The sequence below is a fragment of the Nocardioides sp. GY 10113 genome (assembly GCF_004919105.1).
Taxonomy (GTDB): domain Bacteria; phylum Actinomycetota; class Actinomycetes; order Propionibacteriales; family Nocardioidaceae; genus Nocardioides.
Map to the genome: position 1 here is coordinate 50,553 of NZ_STGK01000006.1, position 20,835 is coordinate 71,387.

General features: G+C 72.4%; 22 protein-coding genes, 1 tRNA gene and 1 pseudogene. 7 read left to right on the forward strand and 17 right to left on the reverse strand.

Features of this window, described 5'->3' with window-relative positions:
* Positions 1–102 precede the first annotated feature (102 nt).
* The 10 genes from E8D34_RS09515 to E8D34_RS09560 form a co-directional block, all read right to left on the reverse strand.
* Positions 103–948: a Bax inhibitor-1/YccA family protein gene (locus E8D34_RS09515; RefSeq protein WP_240771261.1), complete on the reverse strand. Its 846-nt coding sequence runs from the start codon at positions 946–948 to the stop codon at positions 103–105.
* Positions 949–1,109: 161 nt separating this feature from the next.
* On the reverse strand, positions 1,110–1,817 hold the full coding sequence (locus E8D34_RS09520) for a class I SAM-dependent methyltransferase (protein ID WP_136594401.1): 708 nt from the start codon (positions 1,815–1,817) through the stop codon (positions 1,110–1,112).
* 66 nt (positions 1,818–1,883) lie between these two features.
* Positions 1,884–1,957: transfer RNA gene (locus E8D34_RS09525), tRNA-Leu, on the reverse strand.
* Positions 1,958–1,996: 39 nt separating this feature from the next.
* Positions 1,997–2,596, reverse strand: coding sequence for a peptide deformylase (gene def / locus E8D34_RS09530; protein WP_240771262.1), 600 nt, complete (start codon positions 2,594–2,596; stop codon positions 1,997–1,999).
* Positions 2,593–3,117 (reverse strand): ACT domain-containing protein, encoded by a 525-nt coding sequence (locus E8D34_RS09535; protein WP_136594402.1) that lies wholly within the window; start codon positions 3,115–3,117, stop codon positions 2,593–2,595. The genes def and E8D34_RS09535 overlap by 4 nt, the downstream gene beginning before the upstream one ends.
* 89 nt (positions 3,118–3,206) lie before the next feature.
* A complete protein-coding gene (locus E8D34_RS09540) occupies positions 3,207–4,136 on the reverse strand; it encodes a Ppx/GppA family phosphatase (protein ID WP_240771263.1) in 930 nt (309 codons plus the stop codon).
* Positions 4,129–4,671, reverse strand: a complete 543-nt coding sequence (locus E8D34_RS09545; protein ID WP_136594403.1) for a DUF501 domain-containing protein — start codon at positions 4,669–4,671, stop codon at positions 4,129–4,131. Before E8D34_RS09545 ends, E8D34_RS09540 begins: the two co-directional genes overlap by 8 nt.
* Before the next feature lie 2 nt (positions 4,672–4,673).
* Complete coding sequence (locus E8D34_RS09550; RefSeq protein WP_136594404.1) at positions 4,674–5,288, reverse strand: septum formation initiator family protein; 615 nt, start codon at positions 5,286–5,288, stop codon at positions 4,674–4,676.
* Positions 5,289–5,324: 36 nt separating this feature from the next.
* Positions 5,325–6,602: a phosphopyruvate hydratase gene (eno, locus tag E8D34_RS09555; protein ID WP_136594405.1), complete on the reverse strand. Its 1,278-nt coding sequence runs from the start codon at positions 6,600–6,602 to the stop codon at positions 5,325–5,327.
* A 125-nt stretch (positions 6,603–6,727) separates the two neighbouring features.
* A complete protein-coding gene (locus E8D34_RS09560; RefSeq protein ID WP_136594406.1) occupies positions 6,728–7,495 on the reverse strand; it encodes a ferritin-like fold-containing protein in 768 nt (255 codons plus the stop codon).
* Positions 7,496–7,817: 322 nt separating this feature from the next.
* Here E8D34_RS09560 and E8D34_RS09565 point away from each other — a divergent pair.
* Positions 7,818–9,005, forward strand: a pseudogene (locus E8D34_RS09565) (DEAD/DEAH box helicase); the annotation flags it as partial.
* A gap of 497 nt (positions 9,006–9,502) precedes the next feature.
* Here E8D34_RS09565 and E8D34_RS09570 read toward each other — a convergent pair.
* A complete protein-coding gene (locus E8D34_RS09570) occupies positions 9,503–10,291 on the reverse strand; it encodes a L,D-transpeptidase (RefSeq protein ID WP_136594408.1) in 789 nt (262 codons plus the stop codon).
* Between the two features lie 10 nt (positions 10,292–10,301).
* On the reverse strand, positions 10,302–11,099 hold the full coding sequence (locus tag E8D34_RS09575) for a ParA family protein (protein WP_136594409.1): 798 nt from the start codon (positions 11,097–11,099) through the stop codon (positions 10,302–10,304).
* A 62-nt stretch (positions 11,100–11,161) separates the two neighbouring features.
* On the opposite strand from E8D34_RS09575, the gene E8D34_RS09580 reads away from it, so the two are divergent.
* A complete protein-coding gene (locus E8D34_RS09580; RefSeq protein ID WP_136594410.1) occupies positions 11,162–11,923 on the forward strand; it encodes an SDR family oxidoreductase in 762 nt (253 codons plus the stop codon).
* Positions 11,924–12,039: 116 nt separating this feature from the next.
* Positions 12,040–13,011, forward strand: a complete 972-nt coding sequence (locus E8D34_RS09585) for a PDR/VanB family oxidoreductase (RefSeq protein WP_136594411.1) — start codon at positions 12,040–12,042, stop codon at positions 13,009–13,011.
* Between the two features lie 308 nt (positions 13,012–13,319).
* Here the strand turns inward: E8D34_RS09585 and E8D34_RS09590 are convergent, their stop codons facing one another.
* Together E8D34_RS09590 and E8D34_RS09595 are read right to left on the reverse strand one after the other, a co-directional pair.
* Positions 13,320–14,603, reverse strand: coding sequence for a cytochrome P450 (locus E8D34_RS09590; RefSeq protein WP_136594412.1), 1,284 nt, complete (start codon positions 14,601–14,603; stop codon positions 13,320–13,322).
* 50 nt (positions 14,604–14,653) lie between these two features.
* Positions 14,654–16,006, reverse strand: coding sequence for a glutamine synthetase family protein (locus tag E8D34_RS09595; RefSeq protein ID WP_136594413.1), 1,353 nt, complete (start codon positions 16,004–16,006; stop codon positions 14,654–14,656).
* A gap of 123 nt (positions 16,007–16,129) precedes the next feature.
* Here E8D34_RS09595 and E8D34_RS09600 point away from each other — a divergent pair, with 123 nt between their 5' ends.
* Together E8D34_RS09600 and E8D34_RS09605 are read left to right on the forward strand one after the other, a co-directional pair.
* Positions 16,130–16,960 carry an acetoacetate decarboxylase family protein gene (locus tag E8D34_RS09600; RefSeq protein WP_240771265.1) on the forward strand — a complete coding sequence of 277 codons (831 nt, stop codon included), beginning with the start codon at positions 16,130–16,132 and terminating at the stop codon, positions 16,958–16,960.
* A gap of 17 nt (positions 16,961–16,977) precedes the next feature.
* On the forward strand, positions 16,978–17,475 hold the full coding sequence (locus E8D34_RS09605; protein ID WP_136594414.1) for a MarR family transcriptional regulator: 498 nt from the start codon (positions 16,978–16,980) through the stop codon (positions 17,473–17,475).
* 54 nt (positions 17,476–17,529) lie between these two features.
* Here the strand turns inward: E8D34_RS09605 and E8D34_RS09610 are convergent, their stop codons facing one another.
* Positions 17,530–17,835 (reverse strand): YciI family protein, encoded by a 306-nt coding sequence (locus E8D34_RS09610; protein WP_136594415.1) that lies wholly within the window; start codon positions 17,833–17,835, stop codon positions 17,530–17,532.
* Positions 17,836–17,932: 97 nt separating this feature from the next.
* Positions 17,933–18,376, reverse strand: a complete 444-nt coding sequence (locus tag E8D34_RS09615) for a MarR family transcriptional regulator (protein WP_136594416.1) — start codon at positions 18,374–18,376, stop codon at positions 17,933–17,935.
* Positions 18,377–18,433: 57 nt separating this feature from the next.
* Between E8D34_RS09615 and E8D34_RS09620 the strand changes: the two genes are divergently transcribed.
* Both E8D34_RS09620 and E8D34_RS09625 read left to right on the forward strand, forming a co-directional pair.
* A complete protein-coding gene (locus E8D34_RS09620; RefSeq protein ID WP_136594417.1) occupies positions 18,434–19,024 on the forward strand; it encodes a maleylpyruvate isomerase family mycothiol-dependent enzyme in 591 nt (196 codons plus the stop codon).
* A 114-nt stretch (positions 19,025–19,138) separates the two neighbouring features.
* Positions 19,139–19,978 carry a methyltransferase domain-containing protein gene (locus E8D34_RS09625; RefSeq protein WP_136594418.1) on the forward strand — a complete coding sequence of 280 codons (840 nt, stop codon included), beginning with the start codon at positions 19,139–19,141 and terminating at the stop codon, positions 19,976–19,978.
* A gap of 112 nt (positions 19,979–20,090) precedes the next feature.
* Here the strand turns inward: E8D34_RS09625 and E8D34_RS09630 are convergent, their stop codons facing one another.
* Positions 20,091–20,825, reverse strand: a complete 735-nt coding sequence (locus E8D34_RS09630; RefSeq protein WP_136594419.1) for a gamma-glutamyl-gamma-aminobutyrate hydrolase family protein — start codon at positions 20,823–20,825, stop codon at positions 20,091–20,093.
* Between the last annotated feature and the right edge of the window lie 10 nt (positions 20,826–20,835).

Here is a 20,835-nt window from a genome sequence, read left to right on the forward strand (position 1 = left end):
CAGACGCCGTACGACGCCAAACGGCCTCGCGGCGAGGGAACCTCGACCGCGAGGCCGGCAGCGCGGCCGAGCGCAGCGAGAGACGCGCTCGGCCCCGACGGGCTAGTCCTGCTGCAGGATGGCGAGGATCCGGAGCAGGTTGGTGTAGATCCAGACCAGGCTGACCAGCAGGCCGAACGAGGCGCGCCACGACTCGCGGGCCGGAAGCCCGTTGCGCACGCCCTGCTCGACGAAGTCGAAGTCCAGGATCAGCATGAACACACCGAGCACCAGGCCGCCGATGGAGAACAGCAGACCCATCGCGCCGAGCTCGAAGATGCCGAGGCCGGTGCCGAACAGGCCGAGCACGATCTCCATCAGGCTGAGGGCCACCATGCCGAACATCGCCGCGATGACGAAGGTTCGGAACTTGTTGTTGACCTGGATGTTGAAGTACTTGTACGCCGCGAGGGTGCCCGCGAACGCGGCGAACGTGCCGATCACGGCCTGGATCACGATGCCGCCACCGAACATGGCGTCGAACGACTTGCTCAGCGCGCCGAGGCAGAGACCCTCAGCGGCCGCGAACGCCAGCACCAGCGCGGGGCTGACGACCCGCTTGAACGAGTTCACCAGCGACAGCACGAACGCGAGTCCGCTGCCGACGATGGCGATCCCGTAGAGCGTGCCCAGGGCCGCGGTGTCGTCGATGGCGGGGGTCATCATCCAGGTCGCACCGGCGACGCCGATGACGACGGCGAGGGTGATCGCGGTCGACTGGACGACCGAGTCGATCGTCATCCGCTCGGTGCGCTCGGTCGGCGGGGCGCCGAAGCCTGTCGGGGCGCCGTAGCCCTCGTAGCCAGCGCCGTTGCCCTGATAGGTCGTCGTCCCGTAGCCCGAGGAGCTCCGGTTGAACTCCTCCGACCGGCTGAACACCGGGTTGTTGCTCTGCATGGTCTCCTCCATGGGGATTCCTCGTGGCGAGGCCCCCAGTCTAGGGGGGTGGTACCTGGCTAACGCACCGGATCCCCGCGACGTTCCCGCAGGTGGCACCCGATTCCTTGGCGGATCGCGGGGCGGATCGCGGGGCGGATCGCGGGGCGGATCGCAGGGCGGATCGCGGGGCGTCAGCCCGCGCGACGCAGCCGGACGACGGTGTCCCGCACCTTCATCGGCCCCTCGGGCATCTGCTGCTCGCGCACCGGACTGTCGGCGACCTCGACCTCCCACGGCGAGTCCGGCCCCTCCACACCGAGCGCGGTCAGCACCCGGTCGGGCTCGAAGAGCATCCCGTGGCCGTGCGGGCGTCGTACGCCGGAGCTGACGTCGTCGGGGTGGTGGGCGGTGACCAGCAGCCGACCGCCGGGCGCCACGGCGTCGGCGATGCCCCCGTAGATCGCCGCGAAGTCCTCGACCGGCGTGTGCAGGAAGCTCACGGTGACCAGGTCGAAGGTGGAGCCGGGCACCGGGCGCGGGTCGGCCAGCGCGTCGTAGCGCTGCGTGGCGACCCGGTCCTCGACCCCGCGCTCGCGGGCGTGCTCGGCGACCCGGTCCAGCGCGACCGAGGAGACGTCGACGGCCGTCACCCGCCAGCCGTGCTCGGCCAGCCAGATCGCGTCGCCGCCCTCGCCGCAGGCGACGTCCAGGGCGGTGCCGGGGACCAGGTCGGCGGCCTGCTCGACGAGCCGCTGGTTCGGGCGGCCGCTCCAGATCCGGTGGTCGGCGGCGTAGCGCTCGTCCCAGGCGTCCGCGCTGAGCAACGCGCGCTGCTCCTCGAGGGTCTCGGCCTGCGGGTGGTCGTGCTGGTGGTCGTGCTGGTGGTCGTGCTGTGCCATGGCACCACTCTCCGACTTCACCTCAAGGTGAAGTCAAGCCGCGACACGCGCGCCGGCGGGCGGCGGTGCCCCCACTGGGATTCGAACCCAGACTGAAGCGTTTTTAAGACGCCTTCCTCTGCCGGTTGGGACATGGGGGCCGCTCGGGCACGAGCGTGCCAGAGACTGTCGGGGAGCGGTCAGAGATAGGTCTGCCGCGGGTGGATCGCGTGCGCGCCGGCGACGCGGTCCAGGAACAGGAACCCGTCGGTGTGGTCGATCTCGTGCTGCAGCGCGCGGGCCTCGAAGGCGTCGGTGGCCACCGTGACCTCCTCGCCGGTGCCCGGGATCTGGCCGCGGACGGTGATCCGCGAGGGCCGCTTCACGTCGCCGGTGAAGTCGGGGACGCTCATGCAGCCCTCCCGCGCCTTCTCGTTGCGGCTGGAGGCGACCACCTCGGCGTTGCAGAGCGCGAAGGTGCCGTGGTGGGTGCGCGTCTTGGGGTGCTCGGAGACGTCGACGCAGAACACCCGCACACCGACGCCCACCTGATTGGCGGCCAGGCCGACGCAGCCCGGGCTGACCCGCATGGTGGCGACCAGGTCGGCGGCCAACCGGACGACCTCGGGGTCGGTCGGGTCGACGTCGGCGCCGCGGGTGGAGAGCACGTCGGCGGGCGCCGTCACGACCGCGCGGATCGCGCCCTCGACACCCAGCTCGGCCTCCGTCCAGCCGGCCAGCCGGGCGCTGCCCGCGGCGAGGACCTCCGCAGTGGGCTCGGGGGTCGACGCAGGGCTCACAGCTCGTCGGCCTCCACCGGGCGCAGGGAGGCGTGCACCCCGACCCGCTCGGCGGCGGCCTTGATCGCGCCCTCGACGGCGCCGGCGTCGGCGTCCGCGGGCAGGTCGAGCTCGGCGACCAGCAGGTAGAGCTCGCCGGCCAGGCGGGTGGTCAGGTCGGTGATGTTGCCGCCGACGGCCGCGACCTGCGCGACCACCTCGGAGACGATGCCGGGCCGGTCGCCACCGTGCACGGTGAGCACCCAGGCGGACCCGGCGGCGGCCGGGGTCGGCTCGTCGCGCACCGGACGGACCGAGACGTCCAGGTCGCCGCCGGCGGCCAGCGGCGCCAGCGCCTCCTCGATCCGGGCGCTGTCGGCGGCGCCGCGGCACAGCAGCATCATCGCGAAGTGGCCGCGCAGCAGGGTCATCGTCGAGTCCTCGATGTTGAGGCCCAGGCCGGCGAGACCCGCGGTGGTGTCGGCGATGATGCCCGGACGGTCGTGCCCGAGGACGGTGACGGCGTGCAGTTCGGTGCTCACCGGTCCATCCTCTCAGGAGCGCCCGGCCGATCCGGCCACCGCCCGCTGGGCCGAGACCGCGCCCGCCGCCCGCCCGCAGCACCGCGCGGTCAGTCGACCAACGACCAGGCGATCCCGTCGAGGATGTCGGTCTCCGCGACGCGGAGCTCCGGTACCGCGACCCGGCGCAGCACCCGGGAGAGGATCAGCGCGCCGGCGTCGATCACGTCGGCGCGACCGGGGTGCATCCAGGGCAGCGCGCGGCGCTCGGCCACCGTCATCGCCAGCAGCCGCTCCACCTGCGCCTGGACCTCGGGCACCGGCAGCAGGGCGCCGTCGATCACCCCCGGGTCGTACGCCGTCAGGTCGAGCACGCCCGCGGCGATGGTCGTGATGGTGCCGGCCACGCCGACCACCGTCGCGGCGGAGGCGGGGTCGATCCCGCTCGCTTCGCGCGCGGCGTCCAGTGCCACGTCGATGTCGGCCACGCAGGCGGCGATCTGCTCGGGCGTCGCCGGGTCGCCGCCGAGGCGCCGCTCGTGCAGGCGGACCGAGCCGATGTCCATCGAGAAGGCAGCGCCGGGAGCCGCACCGGGTCCGGCCGCCGGGTCGCCGAGGATCAGCTCGGTGGAGCCGCCGCCGATGTCGACCACCAGGGTCGGCGCGGCGAGATCCGCCGCGCCGCGCGTCGCGCCGGCGAACGCGAGCCGCGCCTCCTCCGCGCCGGAGAGGACCTCGGGCTCGATGCCGAGTCGCTCGCGCACGCCGGCGGTGAACTCCGCGGCGTTGGCCGCGTCGCGGGTCGCCGAGGTCGCACAGAAACGGACCCGGGTCGCGCCCTCGCGGCGGATCAGGTCGGCGTACTCGTCGATGGCGGCGAACGCCCGGTCCAGCGCCTCCGGCGCCAGCACGCCGGTGGCGTCGACGCCCTGACCGAGCCGCACCATCCGCATCTCGCGGACGGCCACCTCCGGCACGGCGCCGATCAGCAGCTTGATGGTGTTGGTGCCGCAGTCGATCGCGGCGACCGTCTCACTCACCCGCGGGCGCGGTCGCCTCGGCCGGATCCACGCACGGCCCCTTGGCCCACCAGTCGCCGAGGATCGCCAGCACCTCGTCGCCGAGCGGGTTGACGCCCGGACCGGCGGCCAGGGCGTGCGCGGCCAGCACGTGCAGGCACTTGACGCGGTCCGGCATCCCGCCGGCGGAGATACCGTCGATCTCGGGGACGTCGAGCTCGCAGGCGGCGCCGATCGCGGCGCGGTCGGCCAGGTACGACTCGTGCGCTGCCCGGTAGGCGGCGGCCAGCTCGGGGTCGGTACCGAGCCGGTCCTGCATCTCCTTCATCAGCCCGGACGCCTCGAGCGTGCCGATCCGCGAGTTCACGCGCGGGCAGGTGAGGTAGTACGTCGTGGGGAACGGCGTGCCGTTGGGCAGCCGCGGCTCGGTGACGACCACGGACGGGTTGCCGCAGGCGCACCGGTGACCGATGCCGTGCACCCCCCGGGGCGGCCGGCCGAGCTGGGCGGTGATCACCGCCGCGTCGTCGGCCGAGAAGCCGGGGTCCTTGCTCATCGTCACTCTCCCAGGTCCCCTGCCGGGGCCGTGATCTTCTTGCGGGGCGGGTCAGGGATCCGCGTCGGTGGGTTCCCGGCGACCTCGGTCGAGGCCCACATCTCGTCGTACCAGGCGGGCTCCTCGTGCTGGCCCACCGAGTCCGGGTCGGAGAGCTCGACGGTGGCGTCGAGCGGGTTGCCGTCCTTGTCGACCACCACGTACGGCGTCTCGCCCCTCGCCACGTAGCCGAAGCGCGCTCGGGCCTGCTGGGCGACGAAGGCGGGGTCCGTCCAGCGCTCCTTCTCCCGCTCCAGCGAGTCGATGGCGCTCTCCCGCTCCGCGATCTGCGCCTCGACGGCGTCGATCTGGCTGCGCTGCTGCAGGTAGGCGCGCAGCGAGGAGGCGTAGGAGACCGCGAGCACCGCCAGCACCAGCACCAGCACGGCGGCCCGGCCGGTCAGCCGGGTGCGTCGCTTCTCCTCGGCCTTCGCCGCCGTCCGCGTCGCGGCCTCGGCGACCACCCGGTCGCGCTGCGCCCGGCGGTCGGCGGACGGCGCCGACGAACGCGAGCCACCCGGGCCCGAGCGCCCCCGCGGGGATCGCCCGGGTGCCCGGTTGCGACGTTCGTCGGCCATCGGCCCTCCGCCCCGTGCTCCGTCAGCCCTGTGCCGTCAGCCCTGGAACCGCGGGAAGGCGGCCGCACCGGCGTAGCGGGCGGCGTCGGCGAGCTCCTCCTCGATCCGGAGCAGCTGGTTGTACTTCGCCACGCGCTCGGAGCGGGCCGGGGCACCGGTCTTGATCTGGCCGCAGTTGGTGGCCACGGCGAGGTCGGCGATGGTGGTGTCCTCGGTCTCGCCGGAGCGGTGGCTCATCATGCAGCGGAAGCCGTTGCGGTGCGCCAGGTCGACGGAGTCGAGGGTCTCGGTCAGCGAGCCGATCTGGTTGACCTTGACCAGCAGGGCGTTCGCCTGACCGCCGGTGATGCCGCGCTGCAGGCGCTCGACGTTGGTCACGAACAGGTCGTCGCCGACGATCTGGATCTTGCTGCCGAGCTCGTCGGTGATCGTCTTCCAGCCGTCCCAGTCGTCCTCGTCGAGCGGGTCCTCGATGGAGACGATCGGGTAGGCCGAGACCAGGTCGGCGTAGTAGGCCGTCATCTCGGCCGCGGACTTGGAGGTGCCCTCGAAGGTGTAGGCGCCGTCGGCGAAGAACTCGCTGGCGGCGACGTCGAGGGCCAGGGCGATGTCCTTGCCGAGCTCGTAGCCGGCGGCCTGCACGGCCTCGGCGATCAGGTCGAGCGCGGCCCGGTTGCTGTCCAGGTTGGGGGCGAAGCCGCCCTCGTCACCGAGGCCGGTGGCCAGGCCCTTCTTCTTCAGCACCGACTTCAGCGCGTGGTAGACCTCCGCGCCCGAGCGCAGCGCGTCCTTGAAGGACGGCGCGCCGATCGGAGCGATCATGAACTCCTGGATGTCGACGTTGGAGTCCGCGTGGGAGCCGCCGTTGAGGATGTTCATCATCGGCACCGGCAGCACGTGGGCGTTCGGGCCGCCGACGTACCGGTAGAGCGGCAAGCCGGCGGAGTCCGCCGCGGCGCGGGCCACGGCCAGCGAGACGCCGAGGATCGCGTTCGCGCCGTACTGCGCCTTGTTGGGGGTGCCGTCGGAGGTCAGCATCGTCTGGTCGACGAGCCGCTGGTCGGCGGCGTCGAGGCCCTCGAGGGCCGGGCCGATGGTGCGGACCACGGCGTCGACGGCGGTCTGCACGCCCTTGCCGAGGTAGCGCTCACCGCCGTCGCGGAGCTCGACCGCCTCGAAGGCGCCGGTGGACGCGCCGCTGGGCACCGCGGCCCGCGCGAACGCGCCATCGTCGAGGAGAACCTCGACCTCGACAGTGGGGTTGCCGCGCGAGTCGAGGATCTCGCGGGCGCCGACGGCTTCGATCGCTGCCACGTGGTGCTCCTGGGGAGGTCGTAGGGCTGTCCGCTGGTCAGCGTAGACCGCCCGGGTGGCGCTTCGAAGCAGCACCCACCGGGCAGACCCAGTTCCCGGCCACCGGCGCGGCCCGGGAACGGAGCTCAGGCCTCCAGACCGAGCTCGCCCATCCGGTCGGCGTGGCGCTCGGTGAGCCGGGTGAACATCCGCCCCAACGCGACCAGGTCGAGGCTGGGCCGGTCGACCCCGCCGGTCAGCAGCGCGGTCAGGGCGTCGCGGTCGGCCGCCACCCGCTGGGCCTGGATCAGGGCCTCCCCCATCAGCCGGCGTCCCCAGAGCGCGAGTCGGCCACCCAGACGCGGGTCCTCGGCGATGCCGGCACGGACCCGGTCCACCACGAACCGCGAGTGGTGGGTGCCCTCCATCGTGGCGACCACCAGGTCGCGGGTGGTCGGGTCCAGGTACGCCGCGATCTCGCGGTGGAAGTCGCTGGCCAACCCGTCGCCGACGTACGCCTTGACCAGGCCCTCGTACCAGTCGGCCGGCGCCGTGTGGGCGTGGAACTCCTGGATCGACTCCGTGAACGGCTCCATCGCCGCGAAGGGATCGCCGCCCAGCTCGCGGATCCGGGCATGCAGGCCGTGCACGCGGTCGAACTCGACGCAGGCCATCGTCGCCAGCTCGACGGTGTCGGGCAGCGTCGGAGCCAGCCGGGCGTCCTCGACCAGCCGCTCGAACGCGGTGATCTCGCCGTACGCGATCACCGCGAGCAGGTCGACGACCGCCTGCCGGTAGGCGGGGTCCGCGAGCGCGGACGACTCCTCGACGGTCGCCTCGGGGCCGGCCCCGGTGCTGGGCTCGGGCTCCTCGGCCCCGGCTGCGGCGGCGGGAAGGTCGGCGGTTTCGGGCATAGGCGCAGCGTACCGATAGCATGGGGTCGGGTAGAGCGCCGCGGGAACCGCCTGCGCGCCACCCACGTATGTGCGCGGCTGAGTGTGAAGGGCCGACGAGGTAGTCGTCTCGCAGCCGCATCGATCGAATCAACTGCACGGCCGCGAGCGCGACGCACGCGCGAGCCGCGGCCCGACGGCTGACACTCATGAAAGCGACAGGACACTGACGAACGACATCCAGGCCGGCGCCGCGAGCGCTCCGGCCGAGAACGACACGCCCACCGAGATCGCCGTCGAGGCCGAGGCGACCCCCGGGCCGACCTTCCGCGACCTCGGCGTGATGCCGGCGATCTGCGACTCCCTCGAGCGGGCCGGGATCACCCACCCGTTCGCGATCCAGGAGATGACCCTCTCGGTCGCCCTGATGGGCACCGACCTGATCGGCCAGGCCCGCACCGGCACCGGCAAGACCCTGGCCTTCGGCATCCCGGTGCTGCAGCGCAGCGTCGCCCCCACCGACCCCGACTACGCCGAGCTGCCCCAGGGCAAGCCGCAGGCGCTGATCGTGGCCCCGACCCGCGAGCTGGCGATCCAGGTCGCGAGCGACCTGACCATCGCGAGCCGCGACCGCGGCCTGCGGGTGCTCACCGTCTACGGCGGCGTGGGCTACGAGCCGCAGCTGGAGGCGCTCGAGACGGGCGTCGACATCGTGGTCGGCACCCCGGGTCGCCTGATCGACCTGGCCAACCGCCGCGCGCTGGACCTCTCCCACGTGCACGCGCTCGTCCTCGACGAGGCCGACGAGATGCTCGACCTGGGCTTCCTGCCCGACGTCGAGCGGCTGCTCCGGCTCACCCCGGAGACCCGGCAGACGATGCTCTTCTCCGCGACGATGCCCTCGGCGATCGTGGCGCTGGCCCGGATGCACATGCGGCACCCGATGAACATCCGCGCCGAGTCGTCGTACGAGAACGCGACCGTCCCGGCCACCGCGCAGTTCATCTACCTGGCGCACGACCTGGACAAGCCCGAGATCATCGGCCGCGTCCTGCAGGCCGAGGACGCCGACAAGATCATCGTCTTCACCCGCACCAAGCGTCAGGCGCAGCGGGTGGCCGACGACCTCGAGGAGCGCGGCTTCAAGGCCAGCCCGCTGCACGGCGACATGCAGCAGGCCGCCCGCGAGCGCGCCCTGACCAAGTTCCGCGAGGGCAAGCTCCGGGTGCTGGTGGCGACCGACGTCGCGGCCCGCGGCATCGACGTCTCCGGCGTCTCCCACGTCATCAACTACACCTGCCCCGAGGACGACAAGACCTACGTCCACCGGATCGGCCGCACCGGCCGCGCCGGCGCCTCGGGCATCGCGATCACGCTGGTCGACGCCACCGACGTGCACCGCTGGAAGATGATCAACAAGACGCTCGACCTGCCTTTCGACGAGCCGCTGGAGACCTACTCCACCTCCGAGCACCTCTTCCACGACCAGGGCATCGCGCCCGGCACCAAGGGCCGGATCGTCGAGCCGAAGCCGGTCGAGCGGGCGCCGCGCGAGAAGCGCGAGGGCGGCCGCGACGCCGAGCGTCCGGCCCGCAACCGGAACCGCAACCGCCAGCGCACGCGCGGCGGGCGCCCCGCCGAGGGCGGTGCCGCCGAGGCGGCCCCGGCCACCGAGGCGACCGCGGGCGAGCAGGCGTCCGGCGAGTCCGCCGGCCAGCCCGCCGGCGAGGGCCAGCAGCGCAGCGGCAACCGACGCCGTCGTCGCCGTCGTAGCGGCGGTGGCGGCCAGGGTCAGTCCGGCCAGTCGGGCCAGTCCGGCGAGTCCGGCGCGCCGCAGGCGTCCTCCGGCGACGAGGGCTGAGCAGCTCCACAGCGGTCACGGGCCGCCGTCGATGACTCCGGTCGTCGGCGGCGGCCCGTGTCGTTGGCGGGCTGCCTGGGTGCGCCGCGCGCGGCCAGGCCTGCGCTGGGTCGTGTGCCCGACGCCTACCTATGGGTCGCTCTCAGGCACACGACCCAAGCCACCGGTCAGGCCGTGACGACGACCGTCGTGCCCTCGGGGGCGAAGCGCCACAGCGCCACCGCGTCGGCGCGGGCCTGGCGGATGCACCCGTGCGAGCGGGGCGACCCGAGCTCGGCCCGCGTCTGCAACGGCCGACCATCCTTGACCGGGATCGTGTGGAAGCCGATCGCCGCCCCGCTGGTGCCCTGGGTGAACCGGACGAAGTACTCCATCGTCCCCGAGTCGTCGATGCCGATCGCGTGCCGGGATCTCGAGTACACCGCGTAGGTGCCCGGGAAGAGGTTGTCCAGGGTGCTGCCCGAGACCGGGTAGGTGCGGACCACGGCGTCCCCGTCGGCGCCGGACTCCACCAGCCAGACCCGCTGCCGGCTCTCGCTGAAGACGACCCGGGTGCCGGTCCCCGACCCCTCCGGCAGCGGCGACCCCTCGGCGGTGCTCGCGTCGGGCCCGTCCGGCGCGGCGGGCTCGTCGACCTCCGCCGGGTCGGCGGCGTCCGCTGCCCCGGTCGCGCCGGCTGACCCGTTCGCCTCCGCGGGCTCCGCGGAACGTCCCCCGGAGCGCCCCTCCGGGGCGGTGCGCTGCGGCGTGGGCGTGTCGACCTCGGCGCCGCCGGACCCCTCGGTCACCGAGATCGGCTGGGCGACGACGCCGGCCTCGTCGGTCGGGTACAGGCCGAGCGCGCCCAACAGCGCGACCACGGTCACCGCGGCCGCCAGCAGGGCCACGCCGATCCGCCCGTAGCGCGGGCGGACCTCTGCCCGGTGGCTGCCGCGGGTCGGACGTGCGCGCCTCACCCGACCGCGCTCAGCGCGTCGCTCGCGCCAGCAGGTTCGACGCCACCTCGCGGTAGGCCTTCGCCCCCTTGCTGGTCCTGCTGGTGGCCAGGATCGAGCGGCCGGCCGCGGGGGCCTCCGCGAACTTGATCGTCTTCGGGATCGGCGGCTCCACGACCTCGAGGTCGTAGGTCTCCGCGATCGTTTCGAGCACCGCCCGGGCGTGGTTGGTGCGTCCGTCGTACAGCGTCGGCAGCACGCCCCAGACCGCGAGTCCGCGGTTGGTGAAGCGGCGTACGTCGTGGACGGTGTCGAGCAGCTGACCCACCCCGCGGTGGGAGAGCGTCTCGCACTGCAGCGGCACCAGCACCCCGTCGGCGGCGGTCAGCGCCGCCACGGTGAGGACGCCCAGCGACGGCGGGCAGTCCAGCAGCACCCAGTCGTAGGCGCGGCCGGAGGCGGCCAGGTCCTCCAGCACCCCGCGCATCACGTGCTCGCGGCCGGTCCGGGTCAGCAGGTCCGCCTCGGCCCGGGCCAGCTCGATGGTGGCCGGCAGCAGGTCGACGCCGTCCTCGGTCTCGATGATCACCTCGGCGGGGTCCGAGCCCTTGGTCAGCACCTGGTGCACCGACAGCTCGAGGTCCTCGGGGTCGATGCCGAGCGAGAACGTCAGGCAGGCCTGCGGGTCGAGGTCGACCAGCAGCACCGACTGGCCGAGCTCGGCCAGCGCCGCGCCGATCGAGGCGACGCTGGTCGTCTTCGCCACGCCACCCTTCTGGTTGGCGACGGCGAGAACGGTGGGGCCGACCACGGCGGGCTGTGCGTTCATCGAACGCCATCATGCCGGAACCAGCCGCTCACCTGTGGACGTTCGATGCTTGGATGGTCGGCATGTCGACCGCCCTCATCACCGGCGCCACCGCCGGCATCGGCCACGAGTTCGCCGTCCAGCTCGCCGCACGCGGGGACGACCTCGTCCTGGTCGCCCGTGACCTGGCCCGACTGGAGTCGGTCGCCGAGGAGCTGCGCACCACCCACCACGTCGGCGTCGAGGTGCTGCCGGCCGACCTCGCCGACCCCCAGCAGCTCGCCGTGGTCGCGGCCCGCCTCGCCGACCGGGACCGACCGGTCGACCTGCTGGTCAACAACGCCGGGTTCGGGCTGAGGAAGAACTTCCTGGACAACCCGATCGAGGTCGAGCAGGCGCAGCAGGACGTGCTGGTCCGCGCGGTGCTGCAGCTCAGCCACGCCGCCCTGGGCGGGATGGTCGAGCGGGGCCACGGCGGCATCATCAACGTGTCGAGCGTCGCCTCGTTCCTCCCCCGCGGCACCTACAGCGCCGCGAAGGCCTGGGTGAACAGCTTCGGATCCTGGGCGAACCTGGAGTACGGACCGCGGGGCGTGAAGGTGATGACGCTGTGCCCCGGCTTCGTGAGGACCGAGTTCCACGAGCGCCTGGGCATCGACCGCGACAAGAGCGCGCCGGCGTTCCTCTGGCTGGAGGCCGACCGACTCGTCCGCGACGCGCTCGCCGACTTCGACAAGGGACGGGCCACGTCGATCCCGTCCAAGCGGTACAAGGCGCTGGTGGCCGTGACGCGGGCGGTGCCTCGTTCGGCGCTGGTCCGACTGCAGGGCCTGGGCCGCAAGTAGCGCGACGGTCCGGCGCGGGGTGCCGGCAGGTTTCCTGCCGGCACCCCTGGACCGTGCTCCCGATCACAGGTATCGTTTGGGCACGAACGATCTACCCAGGAACGGTTGTGACCCCCATGACGCTGACTGCCGACGCCCCCACGACGAGCGAGCTCGCGACCACGACCGTCGTCACCGCGCTCGAGACGATCGCCGACGACGTGGTGCTGCTGACACTGACCCCCGCCGACGGCGCCGAGCTGCCGGCCTGGACCGCCGGCGCCCACGTCGACCTTCTGCTGGGCGAGGACCTGGTCCGCCAGTACTCGCTGTGCAGCAGCCCGGCCGAGCGAGGTCACTACCAGGTCGCCGTGCTCCGCACGCCCGACAGCCGCGGCGGCTCCACCGCCGTGCACGCGCTCACGGAGGGCACCCGCGTCGAGATCCGCGGCCCCCGCAACAACTTCGACCTGGCCGACAGCCCGCGCTACGTCTTCGTCGCCGGCGGCATCGGGATCACCCCGATCCTGCCGATGATCGAGGCCGCCGAGGCCGCCGGCGCGGAGTGGGAGCTGCACTACGGCGGCCGGACCAGCGAGTCGATGGCCTTCCGCGACCTGCTCGCCAAGCACGGCGACCGCGTGCACCTCGTCCCCCAGGACCGCGCCGGCCTGCTCGATCTGGACTCCGTGCTCGGCCGGCCGCGCCCGGACACGCTGGTCTACTGCTGCGGCCCCGAGCCGCTGCTCGCAGCGGTCGAGGAGCGCTGCGCCTCGTGGCCGGCCGGCAGCCTGCACCTGGAGCGGTTCGCCGCGAAGGAGCGCGAGGACACCGGCGACGACACCGCGTTCGACCTGGTCCTCGAGCGGTCCGGGATCACCGTGACCGTCGAGCCCGGCGTGACCGCCTTCGAGGCCATGCGCGCCGCCGGCGTCGGCGTGCTCGGCTCCTGCCTGGAGGGCGTCTGCGGCACCTGCGAGCAGACCGTGCTCGAGGGTGAGGTCGACCACCGCGACTCCGTCCTCGACGAGGACGAGCAGGCCGCGAACGACTGCATGATGGTCTGCGTCTCCCGCGCCTGCGGCGCGCGCCTGGTGCTCGACGCCTGAGCCGCCACCCAGCGCCATCCGACGGGGCGCTCGGTCCGATCCGGACCGGGCGCCCCGTCGTCGTACCTCCGCCCGCCGGGTGTGGACGATGCCGCCCGCCGGGCGTGGACGATGCCGCCCGCCGGGCGTGGACGATGCCGCCCGCCGGGGGTGGACCACCATGGGCCGGGCCGACGCCACCGGCGGGGAGCCTCCCACCGCGGTGCACCACGGGAGCGCCGCGACCTCCGGACCCGCGAAAAACGCTGCGGCACCGACCCCCAAGGGGCCGGTGCCGCAGCCAGCAGTCAGCGCTCAGCGCGCTGCGCTCAGCTCGCGGCGGGCGTGATCCGCACCGGGAAGCGCTTGATGCCGTTGACGAAGTTGCTGCGGATGCGCACCACGTCGCCGGCCAGCTCGATCTTCTCGATCCGCGGGAGCAGCTCCTCGAACATGAGCCGGATCTCCAGCCGCGCCAGGGCGTTGCCCAGGCACAGGTGCGGGCTGCCCTTGCCGAACGTCATGTGGTCGACGTTGGTGCGGGTGACGTCGATCGAGTACGGGTCCTCGAACTTGGTCTCGTCGCGGTTGCCGGAGGCGAACCACATGACGACCTTGTCGCCGGCCTTGATCTGCTTGCCGTTCAGCTCCACGTCGCGCGTCGCCGTACGACGGAAGTGGTAGACCGGCGAGGCCCAGCGCAGCAGCTCCTCGACGGCGGACGGCATCAGCTCCGGCTTGTCCTTGAGGATCTGCATCTGCTCGGGCTGCTCGATCAGGCCGAGCATCGAGTGGCTGATCGCGTGCCGGGTCGTCTCGTTGCCGGCGATGACCAGCAGCGAGAAGTAGTTGTTGAAGTCCTGCTGGCTCAGCGGGATCTGGTCCTCGGGCATCCGGTTGGCCAGGATCGAGACCAGGTCGGTGCCGTCGCCGCCGACCCGCTTCTCGCGCAGGTCGTTGCCGTAGTCCCAGACCTCCTGGACCGTCGGCGAGCGGAACGGGAGGTGCCGGTACTTCTCCGACTCCTCCGAGTCGAGGCGGACCTTCGCGTAGTCGGGGTCCGTGTTGGCCACCATCTCGTTGCCCCAGGCGATCAGCTGACCGGTGTGCTCGGCGGGGACGTCGAGCAGCCGGGCGAGCACCTGGATCGGGAAGTCGGCGCTGATGTACTTCACGAAGTCGATGACGCCGTCGTTCTCCGCCGCGGCGGCGAGGGCGCGGTCGACGGTGGACTTGGTCAGCTCGCGCAGGAAGCCCTCGTAGTTCTTCATGAGGTTGCGCGGGGTGAACTCGCGGTGGATCAGGCGGCGCAGCGCCTGGTGGCGCTCACCGTCGGTCTCCAGCATCGAACGTCGGAAGTCGGCGAGGTCGTCGTCGATGTCCTCGAGGTTGACGAACTTCTCCGACGTGAACGACTCCGGGTCCTTGTCGACGGCCCAGATGTCGTCGTACCGGGTGACGGCCCAGAAACCGGTGCCGTCCTTCTCCTCGGTCCAGTGGACCGGGTCCTCGGCACGGAGGGTGTCGAGCTGCGCATAGCCGCGCTCGTCGGCGAAGCCGTCGAGGTCGGCGAGGTCCACCTCGGAGAGCGGAACGGGCGCGTGACGGGGCATGGGGGTACTCCTCAGGTCAGCGGGGGGTGGGGCGGCAGTGCCGCGAAGTCTCAGATGTGCGAGGTGTACTCGTGGAACTCCCAGTCGGTGATCCACGTGCGGAAGCGCTCGACCTCGTCGCGCTTGTAGGCGAGGAAGGCCTTGGTGAAGGGCTCGCCGAGCAGGTCGCCGAGCTCCTTGTCCTGCTCCAGCGCGTCCAGCGCCTCGGTCAGGTCCTGCGGCAGCTTGTCGGACCTCTCGGGGTCGTAGCCGTAGCCGATCAGCGGCTCGGGCGGCTCGATCTTGTTGCGGATGCCGAGCAGGGCCGCGGCCAGCATGCCGGCGATCGCCAGGTAGGAGTTCGCGCTGGCATCGCCCAGGCGCATCTCGAGGCGGGAGGCCGCGCCGCGCTCGGGCGGGATCCGGACCATCGCGCTGCGGTTGTCCAGGCCCCAGTCGATCAGCCAGGGGGCGAGGGTGTCGGGCCCGAAGCGCTTGTAGGAGTTGATCGTCGGGTTGTTGAGCGCCGCGACGGCCGGGGCGTGGGCGATCAGGCCACCGATCGCGTGGCGGGCGAGGTCGGAGAGCCCATGCTCGGAGGCGGCATCCTCGAAGAGGTTCTTCCCGTCGGCGTCGACGATCGAGAAGTGCAGGTGGAAGCCCGAACCGCCCTCGTCGTTGAACGGCTTCGGCATGAACGTCGCGAGGTGGCCGCGGCGGCGCGCCAGCTCCTTCACCGCGTCCTTGAACCGGTGGGCGCGGTCGGCGGCGTCGAGCGCCGGGGAGTGCCAGAGATTGATCTCGAACTGGCCGGAGGAGAACTCGTGGTTCGCCGCGATCACGTCGATCCCGAACTTGCCGAGCTCGCGCAGCGCGTCGAGCAGCACGTTCTCGGGGTCGCCTTTGCGACCGGCGGTGTAGACGTTGCCGGTGCCCTCGCCGTAGCGCTTCCACCCGGAGGCGGAGTCCGCCGACTCCTCGAGGATGTAGAACTCGAGCTCGGGGCCCACGATCGGGACCAGGCCGAGCTCGGCGAACTGCTCCACCAGCTGGCGCAGCACGAAGCGCGGGCTCTCCTGCGCCGGGGTGCCGTCGGGGTTGAACACGTCCGCGATGCAGTGCGCGACGCCGGGCTCCCACGGGACCGGGAGCAGCGTGGACACGTCGGGGAAGGCCTGGACGTCCGGCAGGCCGTCGGAGAGGCCGCCGTCGAAGTCGACGACTCCGCCGCGCGGGGTGGTGCCGAAGACCGAGCGGCAGAACGCCACGCCACTGGAGACGGTCCGGGCGAACCGGTTGACGAGCACGTCGCGGCCACGGTCCACGCCGATCAGGTCGGCGTACCCGAGCCGTACGACGTCGATGCCCTCGTCGGTGAGGCGGTCCTGCGCCGGCTGCAGACCGGAGGTGTCGAAGTGGGTCACGGTCAGGTCCCTTCCAATCGTTTGGCCCCGAACGTTAACCGCCTGTGGGCGAGAACACAAGGGTTTCACGTCACAGCGATTCGGCGTATCGTATGGACCCAAACGATTCTCAGGAGCTGCACGATGAACCAGAGCACGACCCTGCGCCCGATGAACGGGTTCCTCTACCCCCGGACCGCGTCCGGCGCCTCGTCGCTGATCCCGTCGCCCCCGTGGTACTACTCCGGCGACCTGCTCACCGTTGAGTACCGCACCGACCCCGCGAACGTGGAGGCGCTGCTTCCCGCGCCGCTGGAGCTGGCCCCGGAGGACCCCGGCGCCGTCGCGCTGATCTGGGCCGACTGGCAGTCCTGCTCCTCCTCGCGCGAGCAGCTGCTGGACCCGGTGCGCTCGCAGTACAAGGAGGCGTTCGTCGTCGTCCGCTGCTCCTACGAGGGCGTCACCTACTCCCGGTGCGTCTACATCTGGGTCGACAAGGACTTCGCGATCGCGCGCGGCCTGCACCAGGGCTACCCGAAGAAGCTCGGCTCGATGTGGCAGACCCGTCCCCACCCCTTCTCCCACGCCGCGCCGCAGATCGGCCCCGGCGGCGTCTTCGGCGCCACCCTGGCCGCGGGCGACCGCCGCCTGGCCGAGGTCGTCGTGACGCTGCGCGAGGAGTCGGAGACCAACGGCTTCGTCAACGGCCACCCGATGGCGCACCACCGGGTCTTCCCCGACATCGCCGGCAACGGCGACGCCTACGCCGAGCTGATCTCGTCGGGCGCCAGCGCGTTCCAAGGCGGTCAGTCCTGGAAGGGCGACGCCGAGATCCGCCTCTTCGACTCCCCCACCGAGGAGCTCGCCTCCCTGGAGGTCGAGGAGATCATCGGCGGCTACTACCGCCAGGTCGGGGTCGAGTGGAACGGCGGCACGACGCTGGCGAACCTGAAGCCCGCTGACCGGACCGTCTAGCCCCTAGAGTTCCGGGCATGCCCGACCGACACACGCTCGAAGAGACCGAGCGAGCGACACGCGAGCGGGTCCAGCACCTTCCGCTGGACTTCGCCGCGTCGCACGCCCTGCTCAGCATCTACCGGGCTGCCAACGCCGTGCGCGCACGCCTGACCAACTCGGTCCTACGGCCCAACGACCTGACCTGGACCGGGTTCCTGGTGCTGTGGACGCTGTGGATCTGGGACTCGATGGAGACCCGCGACATCGCCGAGTCGGTCGGCATCAGCAAGGGCACGCTGACCGGCGTGGCCAAGACGTTGATGGCCCGGGGACTGATCGAACGGGTGCCGAGCACCGAGGACCGGCGCCTGGTCAGCCTCAAGCTCAGCGACTCCGGACTGGCACTCATGGATCGGATCTACCCGGAGTTCAACAAGACGGAGTCCCGGATCGTCGGCAGCGTCGGCGCCGTCGATCTCGAGACCATGACCGCGGCCCTGCGGGCGCTCGTGGAGTCCTCCGAGCGCGACTGAGCCGTACACCCAGCGACGCCCGGGGCGGCCCGATGCGGCGCCGGCAGAGCCCGGTCAGTCTTCGCCGAGAAGCCAGGTCCGGACCGCCCAGGAGGCAACGAGGCCCTCGGTGACGAAGGGGTCGCCCTGGGCGAACTCCTCGGCGGCCTCGCGGGTGGTGAAGACGTTCATCGCACTGGGCTGCCCGTCGACCGGTTCGGCGAAGGGCCCCGTGAGCAGCAGCTCACCGGGCCGATGGCTCTGGAAGTCGCGGGTGTAGGCATGGTGCGCCGGGAACACCTCGGGCACCCGGGCGCGCCCTTCGGCGTCGGAGAAGTAGAGCAGCACGGCTCGTTCGGTCCACTGGGGCAGGTCGGTCATCGCTGGCTCCTCCATGGTCTGCGGTCGTTGCCCGTCGCGTCGCCGGCCGTCTCGTGACCGCGGGCGGGATCATCGTCGTCCCGCCGATGGGCAGGGATCAATGCCAGGGATCGGTGATGTCGCGCAGGTCGCGCAGCGTCTCGTGCATCTGCTGGAGTCGCTCCGGGCCGACGTGCTCGGCCCACTCTGCGAGGGTGCGCCGGACCTCGGCGTCGGCGGCTTCCGCGACGGGCCGAGCCCGGGCGGTCAGTCGGACCAGCCGTGCGCGACCGTCGGTCGGGTCGGGGACGCGCTCGACGTAGCCCGCCGCCTCGAGCTGCTCGACCGAGGCAGCGGCACTCTGCTTGGTGATCCGCGCCTGCTCGGCGAGGTCCGACACCCGGGACCCGTGCGGGCCGATCCTCGCCGCCACCCGTGCCTGGGAGAGCGTGATGTCGGTGAAGCCGGCCGCGACGACGGCGTCGAAGGCGCGCTTCTCGAGCGCCCGGTTGGCGACGAAGAGGAGGATGCCGAGCTCCTGCCGTTGACCTGCGGTGTCCACCGTGCCAGATTAGACAGGAAAACTGTCCAATCGAAGGAACGTGCAGGGTGACACGCCATGGACACTGACACCGTGTGGCGCCATATCGACGACGAGCGAGCGTGGCTGGCGGACCTGCTGGAGTCGCTGCCCGACGACTCGTGGCGACAGCCGAGCCTGTGCGAGGGCTGGACGGTCCGCGACGTCGCGGCGCACCTGGCCTTCGCCCAGACGCCCGTGCGCGAGCTGCTGTGGCCCGCGGTGCGGGCGGGCTTCCGCTACGACGCGATCATCAAGGAGACCGCGCTGCGCAGCCCGTTGACCCATCAGGAGATCGCAGCCACCCTGCGTGGCTTCGTCGGGTCCCGCCGCAAGGTCGCCTTCATCACCGACCTGGAGCCGCTGATCGACGTGCTCGTCCACAACCAGGACATCAGCCGCCCGCTCGGCGTCGAGCACCCGATGCCGCCCGAGGCGGCGGCCGCGGCGGCGGACCGGGTGCTCTCGACCCCGCGCCCGATCCGGAGGTGGCGGCCGCCCGCGGGGGTGCGGTTGATCGCGACCGACGTCGCCTGGGCCTACGGGACCGGCGAGGAGGTCCGAGCACCGATGCAGGATCACCTGCTCGCGCTGACGGGGCGGATTCCGATACCCACGGGGTCACGCTGACGGGCGGGTGCGTGGCTCGGGAGGGGGCGCCGCGTGACACCGGGCGCGTCTCCGGTCGCGTGACGGAGCCGGAGGGGCCTGGCGTCGACGGCCTCCGGGAGGTGAACTGGACCCATGGCGACTGAGCCGGGGAGGCGCATCCATCCCGAGGGGTTCGTCCGGGGCCACGTGCCCGAGGACCCCGAGGAGGAGCTCGCCGGCCTGGTCTTCGCACTGGACGCACAGGCGGCGACGCCCGCGGTGATCCGGCTGCGGGAGTGGACCCGCCACCAGCTCTCCCCCGGGCCCGGGGACCTCGCGCTCGATGTCGGCTCGGGGACGGGCAGCGAGGTGCTGGCGCTGGCCGACCTGGTCGGGCCAGGCGGCCGGGCGGTGGGGGTCGAGCCCCACCAGGGGCTGCGTGAGGTGGCCGAGCACCGTGCGCGCGCCGGGCGAGCGAAGGTGGAGTTCGTCGACGGAGAGGCCGCCGAGCTCCCGTTCGAGGATGCGAGCGTCGACGTCCTGCGCTGCGAGCGGGTCTTCCAGCACCTCGCCGATCCCGCCGCGGCGGCGGCGGAGTTCGCGCGCGTGCTGAAGCCGGGTGGGCGGGCGGCCGTCCTCGACTCCGACTGGGCGACCGCCGTGGCGGCGCCCGGGGACCCGGAGCTGCACCAGAAGAGGATGAGGGCGATGCTGTCGACCACGCCCAACCCCTTCGCAGGGCGCCACCTACGCCGACAGCTGCGGACCGCGGGGCTCGACGTCGATCCGGACATCGGGTCGGCGGCCCTCGTCCCGGACGACCAGCTCGGCGCGGTCATGTCGGAGCTCTCCATCGTCCGGGCCGTCGAGACGGGCGACCTGACCGACGACGAGGCCGAGCGGCTCCGGCGCGAGTTCGTGTCGGCGCTCGAGCGCCACGAGGCGTTCCTGTCGGTGACGATGTTCTCGGTGATCGGCCGCAAGCCCCGCTGAGTCGGCGGGTCGCCACGACGCCACGCGGTCGACCGCTCACCCTGCACCAACGGCCATCCCGGGGACCCCGCCCCGGAGCGCAGTCCGGACGCGCGACCGCGGAGCGCCGCGCTCAGCGCGCGGCGTCGACGAGCCCGCGGAGGACCGCCAGCTGCTGCTCGTCCTCGGCCCAGGTGTCCTCCGGATGCCACTGCACCCCGAGGAACCAGCCGGGCGTGTCAGCGATCTCGACCGCCTCGATGACGTCGTCCTCGGCGCGCGCCACGACGGCCATCCCCTCACCCAGCTCGGCCAGGCACTGGTGGTGGTAGCAGGAGGCCTCGACCTTGTCCCCCACCACGCCGGCCAGCAGCGAGCCGGCGTCGACGGCCACCGAGTGGACCCGGTGACGGTGGTGGCGCATCTCGCCGTAGGCCTCGTCCATGTCCTGGACGACCCGGCCGCCACGCGCCACGTTGACCACCTGCAGCCCGCGACAGATCGCCAGCAGCGGGATGCCCCGCTCCAGGCAGACCCGCGCGACCGCGAGGTCGAACGCGTCCTGCTCGACGTCGACGTCGTAGAGCGTCTCGTGCTCCGGCTGCCCGGACCACCGGCCGGCCAGGTCACCCCCGCCCGGCAGCAGAACGCCGTCCGCGACGGCGAGCCGACGCGCCACCTCGGCGTCGTCGGCGACCCCGCCGGGCGCGTGCGGGTGGACGACCAGCGGCTCGCCGCCGGCCGCCCACACGGCCTCGACCAGGTTGCGCGAGGTGACCTCCGCGGCGTACCTCAGCGCGGAGGCGCTGCCCGAGAACCGGGCGGGGATCAGGATCCGGGGACGCTCCCCGCCGGCCTCGAGGCTCATGCTCACTCCG